Consider the following 10,397-nt stretch of genomic DNA (forward strand, 5'->3'; position numbering starts at 1 on the left):
CCAGACCGCCGCCTAACCCGACGACCGAGATCTATCCCGGCTCCGCTGCGCTCCGCTGGGGGCTGCCGCCCGCCCAGTCACCGTTCATTTTCGAGCTAGAGCACAGGGGTAGGACAAGCTCGCTCCAGCCAAAGGGGACGCCCAGACGTCCGGATCTGCCGCGAGCCGCGCGTTACGCAGCGTGACTCGACGCCGGTGGGCCGCCGCTCGACAATGCCGATGTGCACGGGTGAGCCACAGGCTTCAGGAGGTTGCGGTGGACGCCGGCTTCAGACGCTTTCGCTCGACAACGCTTGTTGCCGTCACCACGCTGAGCGGCGGCACGTCCTTCACAACAACGGCGCCCGCGCCGACGACCGAGCCCCGACCGATTGTCACTCCAGGGGTGACCGTGGCTGCGGCGCCGATCCACGCATCATCCTCGATGACGATCGGCGCGTGCGTGATGAAGTCGTACCGTTCGTCGAGCTCGACGGGGTGCCCGGCCGTGCTCAGAGTCACTCGGGGACCGATCAGGACGCGGTCACCGATGTTGACGCCCCCGTAGTCGAGGAAGAAGCATCCCTGATTGATGAACACGCGCTCTCCGAACGACGCTCCAAGCCCGTAGTCGCAATAGAACGGGGGCAGGATGGACAGAGAGTCAGGGATCGGTTCACCGAAGGTCTCGGTGAGCACCGTCCTACGCGCGTCGAGGTCGTCAAACGGCAGCACGTTGAGGCGCGAGGTCAGGTTCATGACGAACTGCACGCGCTCCGCGAAGGCTCGTGACTCGGGCGTCCGTGTTCGTAGGCGTTGCTGGTTGCGCACGAGGCCATGCTGGCACGGCGAGTCAGAGACCCGGTGACGACCCACCGGCAGGGAACGCGTCAGTCCGTGATCGTGGGGTCCTCATCGAACGTCCGGATCTGCCGCAGACCGAGTGGTTGAGGTGCGGGGCTGGATCGCCGGGCGTCGCCGGCTCGTACGGCGTCTTGCCGCCACCGTGGATGGCGCTGGCGATTGTCAGAGGCCTGGTCGTGGACGACGCTCGCCGCACGCGGCACGTGCACGAGGAGTCCGACATGCCGGCCCGACGTCGAGATCGTCCTGAGCATCGAGGTCCTGCCCCCGACGGTGCGCCGAGCGTCCGGCGCGCTGGCAGCCCGGCGAGTCGGGCTGGCCGACAGGCAGAGGCTGCGGCCACGGCGCAGCGGTTAGCCTCACCGTCATGGCGAGCGCCGAATTGGATGAGTTGATCGTCGCGGACGACGACGCGTTGCGCGCGTGGTTGTCGGCCAACCACGCCACGTCGCCCGGTGTCTGGCTCGCCCTGACCAAAAAGGGCGGCACAGTCACGACGCTGACCTGGCAGCAGGCGGTCGACGAGGCCCTGTGTTTCGGCTGGATCGACGGGCAGGCCCGTAAACGGGATCAGGAGACCTCCTGGATCCGGTTCACTCCGCGCAGGCCCCGTAGTTCCTGGTCACAACGCAACGTCGCCCACGTGGCCCGGCTGGAGGCGCAGGGGCGAATGCTGCCCCCAGGCCGCGCCGCGGTAGAAGCCGCAAAGGCAGACGGGCGGTGGGCGGCCGCCTACGCCCCGCCGTCGGAAGCCGAGGTGCCGGCCGACCTCCTCGCCGCCATCGCCGCCGACGCCACCGCCCAGGCCATGTTCGACGTACTCACCAGAACCAACCGGTTCGCTCTCATCCACCGCGTCAATGCCGTTAAACGGGCGCAGACCCGCGAGCGGAAGATCGGCGAGTTCGTTGCCATGCTGGCCCGTCACGAGACGATCTACCCGCAGAAGGCCAAGCCTCCGAACTCACCGTAATCGGCATCTTCATCATCAGGTGCATTGATCTGCCGCCGATCGTGCGCGCCGACAACCTGCGAGGCGTCTGGGCCTGGTGCGGGGCAAGTGCGGACGCGGTGGCGAGACGTCGGCCGAGCCGGCGGGCTGCCGGCCGCCGAAACTGCAGGTTCGGCGACCGGGGTCTAGCTCCAACGCCGTTCAGTTTGGCGGGTTGGTCGGCTGTCAAGGTCCGGTGTCGAGGATGTTGATGTCGATGGTGGCTTTGTAGGTGGTGCGGTCGATGTCCGGGCCGCGGGCGTTGTACTTGGAGATGGCGCGTTTGACGATGCGGGGTTTGGTCCGGACGCGTCGGTCGGGCATGAGCGTGGCCAGGACCCGCCGGCCGATCGCGCGACGAGGTCGATGACCGTGTCGGCGATGACGCTGGCGGCTTGGATGACCTGATCACGGGCGGTGTGCAGGGCAATGGTGAAGCTGGCCCGATCGGGGTCCAGGCCGGGGATGGTGTCGGTGGCGTCGGTCATCGCGGTGCGGAGCACCTGGTAGGTGACCAGTAGGGCGTAGATCTCCTGGTCGATTCCGGCCGGGGTGCGGGCGCGTAGCACCCGCCCGCCCAGGATGGTGGACTTCAGTTCCAGGTAGACGGTCTCGATCTCCCACCGCTGGTGGTAGAGGGTGATCAGCTCGCCGGCCGGGTAGCGGTGCGGGTCGAGCAGGGTGGTGACCAGACGGTAGGTGCCGGTGCGCCGGCCAGCGCTGGTGACGATGCCGATCTCGGCCTCGATGACGCGGACGGCGAGACTACCGAGTTGGGAGAGGTAGGAGCCGTCCCGGTGGCGGGATCTGACCGGTAGCCGTCGGCCGCTCTTGCATCGCACCAGCAGGTCCGCGCCGGTGGCGGCGAGGTGGGTCAGCAGGTCCGCGGCGGCGAAGTTACGGTCGGCCAGCAGCAGCATCCCCGGCCGGAGACTGCCGGCCAACCGTGCCGCGTACCCGGGTTCGCCGATACTGGCCGGGCCGAAGACCGCGTCGATGACGCTGCGGGTCCCGCAGGCCACCAGGGCCAGGACCCGGACCGTGGGGTAACCGCCCGCGCCGTGGTTGCAGCGCTGTTTAACCACAGCGGTCAGGTTCGCGGCGCTGTCGGCCACGCTCATCAACGTGCCGTCCACAGCGCAGACCAACAGCCCACGCCAGGACACCGCCCCTGCCGCCGTCGTCGCGGCCGGGCCACGCAGCAGGTCGAACAACGCCCGCAGGGGTGCCACCCCGAGCCGTTGCCGGGCCTGACGCAGCGCGCTGGCCGTCGGCGCGGCCACGGCCAGGCCATGCAGACCGGCGGTCAGCCGATGCCAGACCTGCCCGTAGCCCAACTCAGCGAACAGGCAGCCGGCCAGCAACAGGTAGACCACCACCCGTGAGGGCAGCAACCGAACCCGCGACTGCACCGCACCGGTGCGCTCCAGGGCATCATCGACCATCTCGAACGGCACCAGCTGGGTCAACTCGCCCAGATGGCCCGGCGCGAACCGGCCCGCCGCCACCATCGTCGTACGCGTTATGGCAATCTGTCCGGACAGCGGAGCTCCTGGTTTCGGGGTGTCTTGGAGTGACAACCCTCTCTACCGGAGCTCCGCTGCTTCACATCCCCCGACACGCCTTGACACGCCACCAACCCGCCTAAGGGCTTGCAGATCATTAACGCGCCATTTTGGTCCCTTGCGGAGTGGTGATGCCTTGTGCGGTCGCGAGGGCGTAGAGGTCGTTGAGTGTGGCCAGCTGGTGCGGGCTGGGCTGGATGGTGTGTCCTGCCTGCTGCAGGAGTTGGCGGATCTCGCGCAGATGCCGGTTGATGGTCTCGGGTCGGACTCGGAACAGGGCGGCGATGGTGACCTGGGGCAGCGCGAGTCGGTGGTGGAGGCTCGCGGCCAGGAGCCGGTCGGCGAGGGTGAGGACGGGGCGCCGGCCTGTGCCGGGGGCGGTCAGGCGTGGGCGGTGGCCGCGTCGTTTGTCCAGGCTGGCTTCTCGCTGCTGGTCATGCAGCGTCATCAGCGTGGTGATCAGGGCGCTCCATTCAGGCGCCGGCAGTCCGGTAAGGGTCGGGTGGCGTAGCCAGGCCAGGTCGGGACTGGGCTGGTCAAACGGATCGGCAGCGGTGTTGACCTGCTCGTATGTTTCGGGGCGCAGGGTGTAGTTCCAGTCTGGGTGCCAGTCGTGGCGGGTCACGGGCAGCGCCTCGTGCTGCCGGTCGCTGATGCGGATGCCGGTGTCGTAGGTGCTGGTGTCGAGTTCGGCGTGCACGCGCAGCCCGGTGCGGGTCGTGGTGGCGGCGATGGATTGCACGATGACCTCGTGGCTGGTCAGCGGCCGGCCTCGCCAGTTCATGGTGATGTGGGAGAACAACCGGTGCTCGACTTTGTTCCACTTCGAGGTGCCGGGCGGAAAGTGACACACGGTGATTTCCAACCCGGTCTGGACGGCGAGGGCTGCCAGTTCGGCTTTCCAAGCGCGGGTGCGGTAGCCGTTGGAGCCACCCGCATCCGCGGTGATCAGCAGCCGTCGGGCCTGCGGGTAGTCGATGTGGCCGACCGCGTTCCACCAGCGGCGGATCGACTCGACGGCGAACGCGGCGGTGTCGTGGTCGGTGCCGACGTTGACCCAGCCGGTGTTGGCGGCCAGGTCGTAGATGCCGTACGGCACCGCCTTGCCCCGGCTGTCACCGGGAAAGTCGTGCGTGAGGGTGGCCACAGGCTCGCCTTGGGGTCGCCACTGCCGGCCGGCGTTGCTGAACTGGCCGACCAGTTCCTTCTTCTTGGTATCCACGCTGATCACCGGCTCCATGGCGGCCTGGTGGTCTTTGACCTGCTCGTTGATATAGCGGAACTGCGCGTCGCGGTCTGGGTGCTGCTTGCCCTCGACAGTCTTGGCGTTGGCCTGCAGGCTGAACCCCTCCTCGCGCAGCAGGTCAGCGACGGTGTCGGCGCTCACCCGGTGACCTTGGCCGGTCAACTCCGCTGCGAGCTTGCGGGTCGACTTCGTCGTCCACCGCAGCGGCGACATCGGATCCCCCCGCTCGTCCGGCTCGACAAGGGCCAACAGCGCCGGGCGCAGCACGGGATCCACCTCAACAGCCCGTTTACGCCCCCCACCGGGCCTGCGGACCCGACCCAGCGGCTGCGCACCTGTGTCCAACTCATCGACGCCCAGCGACACCGTCGCCTCACGAACGCCAGCGGCCCGCGCCACCGCACGGATCCCACCGTGTCCCAGCACCCGCGCCTCGGCACCCATCAACAGCCGACGCTGCCGCTCGTCCAGATGCGGGAAGATCGCCTCGAACTTCGCCGCGAGCATCTGCCCAGTTTCCACCATGACGGCCATACCACAGCAACGAGCGAGACTCCGCGAAGCTACGGGTTATTTTTCTGCAAGCCCTAACCGAACGGCGTTGGGTCTAGCTCGGGCCGCGGCAACGAACGGTCAACCCAAGGGGTGAGAGCAGATCAAGGTCGCTCCCCGTGGCCGTTCGCGTTACGGCGCAGTTGTCGTGGCGCGAACGAGCGCAGTCCGGGATAGCCTTGGCGTATATGGCTACCTATCGCAGCGCCTCAGTGCTTCTCTCCTCCGACGGCACCAGGACCCCCGGCACCGCCGCGCTCTTCGCCGAGCCCGCCCGCAAGGGTGGGACTCCGCCGTGGGCAGGCGACTTCCGACCGGCCAACAGCGCCGGCAATGGCCCCAAGAACGCGGTCGGGAAGACCTTTACGTTGGAGCTGCCCGACGGCAGCACCGGCAAGGTCGTGGTCCAGAGCCTCAAGAGCGGGAAGGGAGGCGTCGTGCTGGCGTTGATGGGCGAGGACGCACCCCCCTTCTGATCAGGAAACTGATCGCCGCCGACGCCACCGGCTGGAGACGGCCGGTATGCGACCCTGTCGATGTCAATGCGTTCGGATAGCTCCGGGCGCATTGCCTCACCCGTGGCTGGGCGTCGACGAAGGTCAGGTGTACTGATCTGCCGCCGACCGCGCTCGGCGACGGCAGTACACATCTCCCTGATTCGTATTGGCCAGTCTGGTCAGCCAAAGTCGGCCGCTGTCATGCCAGCCGGGTGGTTGGGCGGCCACTGCACGAGCTCGATCCGATAGCCGTCGGGATCGGTGAGCCACGACGTCCGCATTCCCGGTCCCAACTCCGTCGGTGGCTCCGCCGTGACACCCTTCATGGCAAGATCGGCGACCGTGGCGTTGAGGTCGTCAACCTGTATGACGAGGTGGTTGACTGCGCCGATGTCCCGGACCGGGCGCGCGGGGTCGTGCACGAGTTCGAGGCTGACGAACGGGTCGTCGGGAAGCTGCAGCATGGTCAGGCTGCCGAATCCTGTCTCTTGGACACTGCCGATCCTGGCGAACCCAACCGCGGTGTAGAAGACGAGCGAGCGGTTCAGGTCGGTCACCCGCAGCCCGAGGTGCAACATGCGCATGCCCGGCAGATTAGCGCCATCCGGAGGGGGTCTTTGCCTCCGCCGGGCGGCTGGGCAGGCAGATGCAAAGCAAACTCACCCAGCGATGATCAGGTGCACGCTCATGCCGCGATCCGCGCGGCTGCGCCGCTTGGCCGAGGTTGCAGAGGAATGTGGTTAGGTGCGGCCGGTGAGATTCGACTTCGAAGACTGGATGCGCCGGACGTTTTCACGGTGGAACGCCGTCACGATTGCTGCCACCATCCTCGGCTTGCTCCTCCAGCAGCTTGTCGAGCCGGACCGGCAGGTCGCGGACACGTACCCCGGTCGCGTGGTGCACGGCGCTCGTGATCGCGGCGGCCGCGCCCACGATGCCGATCTCGCCCAGCCCCTTCACCCCGGCCGGGTTGAGGTCGGGGTCCTCCTCCGGCAGCCAGTACGCCTCGATCCGCTCCACGTCCGCGCAGCCGCTGATGTGGTACATGGCGAAGTCGTGGTTGACCCAGTCGCCGTACCGCTCGTCAAGCACGCCCTCCTCGTGCAGCGCCATCGACATCCCCATCGTCATGCCGCCGATCAGCTGGCTGCGGGCGGTGGTCGGGTTCACCACCCGACCGGCGGCGAAGACGCCGAGCAGGCGGGGCACCCGGACCTCGCCGGTGTCCGCGTCCACCCGCACCTCGCAAAAGTGGGCGCCGTAGGCGTACCGGGGCAGGGGGCGTTGAGCGCGGACCTCGTCGGCCGTGCTCACCTCGACCGTCACCCCGTCGGCCGGCACCGCCCCGCCCGGGGCCTGCCGGAGCCGGTCGCGCAGCCCCTCGCAGGCGCGGATCACCGCCCAGCTCCACGAGGCGGTGCCCATCGAGCCGCCGGCCACGCCCGCGGCCGGCAGGTCGCTGTCGCCCACCCGGATCGCCACCCGGTCCACGGGTACGCCCAGCGCGTCGGCGGCCACCTGCCACAGCGCGGTCCGCGCGCCGGTGCCGATGTCGGTCGCGTTGATCCGTACCTCGAAGGTGCCGTCCGGTGCGGCGGTGGCCGCCGCCGCGGCGGCCCGGGCGCGGGCCGGGTAGCTGGCGCCCGCGACGCCGGTGCCGACCAGCCAGCGCCCGTCGCGCCGGACCCCCGGCGTCGGGTCGCGGTCGGCCCAGCCAAACCGGCGTGCCCCGTCACGCAGGCAGGCCACCAGGTTCCGGCTGGTGAACGGCTGCTTTTGCTCGGGATCGACGGTCGGGTCGTTGCGGATCCGCAGCTCGACCGGGTCGACGCCGCACGCCGTCGCTAGCTCGTCCATTGCGGACTCCAGGGCGTACGCGCCCGGGCACTCGCCCGGCGCTCGCATCCAGAACGGGGTCGGCACGTCCAGCCGGACCACCCGGTGGGTGGTGCGTCGGTGGCGGCCGGCGTACATGCTGCGGGTGTAGACGGCGGCCTGCTCGGTGAACTCGGTCAGCGTCGAGGTCTGGCTGATGGCGTCGTGGCAGACCGCGGCGATCCGGCCGTCGGCGTCGGCGCCGAGCCGGACCCGCTGGATGGTGGGGGTGCGGTACCCGATCGGGCCGAAGAGCTGTTGCCGGGTCAGGGCCAGCCGGACGGGCCGGTCCACCTGCCGGGCGGCCAGCGCGGCGAGCACCACGGCCGCCTTGGCGTACCCCTTGCTGCCGAATCCGCCGCCGACGTGCTCGGCGACCACCCGGACCGCCTCCCGGGGCAGCGCGAACAGCTCGGCGAGGGTGGCCTGCACCGGCGAGGAACCCTGGTTGGAGTCGTGCACCAGCAGCCGCCCGTCCTGCCACCGTGCGGTGGTGGCGTGCGGCTCCATTGGGTTGTTGTGGTAGGCCGGGGTCCGGTAGGTGGCGTCGATCCGGACCTCGGCGGCGGCGAAGCCGGCGTCGAAGTCGCCGTCCTCCGTGTCGGCCGGATAGCTCGGGTTGACCTTGTCCGGCCGGTACAGTCCGGGGTGGTGTTCGGAGAGCACGGTGCTGTGCGGCTCGGTGTCGTAGTCGATCCGGACCAGCCGGGCCGCCTCCCGGGCCGTCTCGATGCTCTCGCCACCACGACGGCGACGAACTGTCCCCGGTAGTGCACGGTCGGCTCCTGGAGCAGGAACAGGTCCGCGTCCACCCCGGGCGTCAGGCGGGGCGCGTTGCCCTGGTGCAGCACGTCGAGCACCCCGGGCAGGGCCAGCGCCGGGGCCGCGTCGACCCGGACGATCCGGCCGCGGGTCGCGGCCGCCGGCACCGCCCAGCCGTACGTGACGTCCTCGACCGGGTACTCGACCGCGTACCGGGCCGCCCCGGTGACCTTGTCCTGGCCCTCCAGCCGCGGATGTTCCCGGCCCACCGCGCCGACCGGCGCGCTCACGGCCGCACCGATCCGGCCAGTCCGGTCAGCGCGCGGACGGTGAGGTTGCGGATCAGTGGCACCTTGAACCCGTTGTGCCGCAACGGCCGGGCCGCGGCGAGCTCGGCGTCCGCCGCCTGGGCGGCGAGCTCGGCGGTGAACGGCCGGCCGCGCAGCAGCTCCTCCGCCCGGTACGCCCGCCACGGCCGTGCGCGACCGCGCCGTAGGCCAGCCGGACGTCGCGGACCACGTCCCCGTCCAGGTCCAGCGCCGCCGCGACCGAGCCGACGGCGAACGCGAACGCGGCCCGGTCGCGCACCTTGAGGTAGGTGGACCGCCGGGCGAACGGCAGCGGCGGGACCCGTACCGCGGTGATCAGCGCGCCGCGGGGGAGTGTGGTCTCCCGTTCGGGGTGGTGGCCGGGTGTCCGGTGCAGCTCGGTGAGCGGCACGTCGCGGGGGCCGTCCGGCTCGCGTACCTCCGCCACGGCGTCCAGCGCGACCAGGGCGACCGCCAGGTCCGACGGGTGGGTCGCCACGCAGCGCTCGGACCAGCCGAGGATGGCCAGCTCGCGGTTCTGCCCGTGCAGCGCCGCGCAGCCGGTGCCGGGCTCCCGCTTGTTGCACGCCTTCGCGGTGTCCTGGAAGTAGGCGCAGCGGGTGCGTTGCAGCAGGTTGCCGCCGGTGGTCGCCATGTTGCGCACCTGCCCGGAGGCGGCGTCGAGCAGGGCCCGGGCGAGCAGCGGGTAGTCCCGCCGGACCAGCGGGTGCGCCGCGAGGTCGCTGTTGCGCACGGTGGCCCCGATCCGCAACCCGCCGTCGGGCCCGGGCTCCACCGTGTCCAGCGGCAGCCCGGTGACGTCCACCAGCAGGCCCGGCCGTTGCACGCCGAGCTTCATCAGGTCCACCAGGTTGGTCCCGCCGCCCAGGTACGCCGCCTCCGGGTCCGCGTCCAGCAGTGCGACCGCCTCCGTGACGTCCGCCGGCCGGTGGTAGCGGAACGCTCTCACCGGGCCGCCGCCGCCGCGCGGATCGCGGTCACGATGTTCGGGTACGCGGCGCAGCGGCACAGGTTGCCGCTCATCCGTTCCCGCACCTCCGCGTCGGTCAGCTCCACCGGCCCGTCGAGGTCCCCGGTCACCGCGCTGGGCCAGTCCCGGGTCACCTCGTCGAGCATGCCCCGGGCGGAGCAGAGCTGGCCGGGGGTGCAGTAGCCGCACTGGAAGGCGTCGTGCGCGACGAAGGCGGCCTGGAGCGGGGAGAGCCCGTCCGGTCCGGCGAGTCCCTCCACGGTGGTCACCTCCCGGCCGTCCAGGGTGACGGCCAGGATCAGGCAGCTCTTCACCCGCCGGCCGTCGAGCAGCACCGTGCACGAGCCGCACTGGCCGTGGTCGCAGCCCTTCTTGCTGCCGGTCAGGCCGAGCCGTTCCCGCAACGCGTCCAGCAGGGTGGTCCGGTTGTCCAGGGTCAGGTCGTGGCCGCCGCCGTTGACGGTGAGGCCGATCCGGCTCGACCACTGGTCGTCCGCCGGATTCCCGCTCTCCCGCCCGCCCCGCACCGGGCCAGACTACCGTCGTTCCTACCGTTAACGGACAAAACCGGGCGAACGCCCGACGGGTGGGGATCGGCGCATGGACGACGTACTGGCCGCGGCGCGGGACTGGCGCCGGCGGGGCGTCCCGTTCGGCCTGGCCCCCGTGGCGTCCAGCACCGCGGGCGGTCTGACCGCACCGGGTGACCTGCTGGCCGTGGACCCGTCCGGCGACGTGCGCGGTGGCATCCCCGCCGGCTGCGTCGA

Annotated in this window: 9 protein-coding genes and 1 pseudogene; 2 read left to right on the plus strand and 8 right to left on the minus strand. The window is 70.4% G+C overall.

Annotated features, from left to right (window positions below; translation table 11 throughout):
* Positions 1–243: 243 nt before the first annotated feature.
* A complete protein-coding gene (locus tag JNW87_RS27645) occupies positions 244–750 on the minus strand; it encodes a DapH/DapD/GlmU-related protein (RefSeq protein ID WP_238454680.1) in 507 nt (168 codons plus the stop codon).
* A gap of 460 nt (positions 751–1,210) precedes the next feature.
* Here JNW87_RS27645 and JNW87_RS27650 point away from each other — a divergent pair, with 460 nt between their 5' ends.
* On the plus strand, positions 1,211–1,816 hold the full coding sequence (locus JNW87_RS27650; RefSeq protein WP_109802142.1) for a YdeI family protein: 606 nt from the start codon (positions 1,211–1,213) through the stop codon (positions 1,814–1,816).
* Between the two features lie 164 nt (positions 1,817–1,980).
* Here JNW87_RS27650 and JNW87_RS27655 read toward each other — a convergent pair whose 3' ends face one another.
* Complete coding sequence (locus JNW87_RS27655; RefSeq protein WP_238454681.1) at positions 1,981–3,345, minus strand: IS4 family transposase; 1,365 nt, start codon at positions 3,343–3,345, stop codon at positions 1,981–1,983.
* Between the two features lie 151 nt (positions 3,346–3,496).
* The gene (locus JNW87_RS27660) at positions 3,497–5,179 is read right to left on the minus strand and encodes an ISAzo13 family transposase (protein WP_375373552.1); all 1,683 of its coding nucleotides are present in this window, start codon (positions 5,177–5,179) and stop codon (positions 3,497–3,499) included.
* A gap of 206 nt (positions 5,180–5,385) precedes the next feature.
* On the opposite strand from JNW87_RS27660, the gene JNW87_RS27665 reads away from it, so the two are divergent.
* A complete protein-coding gene (locus JNW87_RS27665) occupies positions 5,386–5,673 on the plus strand; it encodes a hypothetical protein (RefSeq protein WP_074310625.1) in 288 nt (95 codons plus the stop codon).
* Positions 5,674–5,873: 200 nt separating this feature from the next.
* Here the strand turns inward: JNW87_RS27665 and JNW87_RS27670 are convergent, their stop codons facing one another.
* From JNW87_RS27670 to JNW87_RS27690, 5 genes and pseudogenes are all read right to left on the minus strand, one after another.
* A complete protein-coding gene (locus JNW87_RS27670; RefSeq protein WP_109802143.1) occupies positions 5,874–6,278 on the minus strand; it encodes a VOC family protein in 405 nt (134 codons plus the stop codon).
* A 208-nt stretch (positions 6,279–6,486) separates the two neighbouring features.
* Positions 6,487–8,235, minus strand: a complete 1,749-nt coding sequence (locus JNW87_RS27675; protein WP_238454682.1) for a xanthine dehydrogenase family protein molybdopterin-binding subunit — start codon at positions 8,233–8,235, stop codon at positions 6,487–6,489.
* A gap of 122 nt (positions 8,236–8,357) precedes the next feature.
* Positions 8,358–8,621, minus strand: a pseudogene (locus JNW87_RS39810) (xanthine dehydrogenase family protein molybdopterin-binding subunit); the annotation flags it as partial.
* A gap of 52 nt (positions 8,622–8,673) precedes the next feature.
* The gene (locus JNW87_RS27685) at positions 8,674–9,609 is read right to left on the minus strand and encodes a xanthine dehydrogenase family protein subunit M (protein WP_238454683.1); all 936 of its coding nucleotides are present in this window, start codon (positions 9,607–9,609) and stop codon (positions 8,674–8,676) included.
* Entirely contained in the window at positions 9,606–10,103 is a 498-nt protein-coding gene (locus JNW87_RS27690) for a 2Fe-2S iron-sulfur cluster-binding protein (RefSeq protein WP_201749673.1), read from the minus strand. The genes JNW87_RS27685 and JNW87_RS27690 overlap by 4 nt, the downstream gene beginning before the upstream one ends.
* Positions 10,104–10,397 lie beyond the last annotated feature (294 nt).

The sequence above is a fragment of the Micromonospora sp. ATA51 genome, assembly GCF_016802855.1.
GTDB lineage: Bacteria > Actinomycetota > Actinomycetes > Mycobacteriales > Micromonosporaceae > Micromonospora > Micromonospora sicca.

Excerpts from the sequence above, each read along its gene's own strand:
- JNW87_RS27650 (WP_109802142.1), top strand. The coding sequence starts at position 1,211 with ATGGCGAGCGCCGAATTGGATGAGTTGATCGTCGCGGACGACGACGCG.
- JNW87_RS27655 (WP_238454681.1), bottom strand. The coding sequence starts at position 3,345 with ATGGTGGCGGCGGGCCGGTTCGCGCCGGGCCATCTGGGCGAGTTGACC.
- JNW87_RS27660 (WP_375373552.1), bottom strand. The coding sequence starts at position 5,179 with ATGGCCGTCATGGTGGAAACTGGGCAGATGCTCGCGGCGAAGTTCGAG.
- JNW87_RS27665 (WP_074310625.1), top strand. The coding sequence starts at position 5,386 with ATGGCTACCTATCGCAGCGCCTCAGTGCTTCTCTCCTCCGACGGCACC.
- JNW87_RS27670 (WP_109802143.1), bottom strand. The coding sequence starts at position 6,278 with ATGCGCATGTTGCACCTCGGGCTGCGGGTGACCGACCTGAACCGCTCG.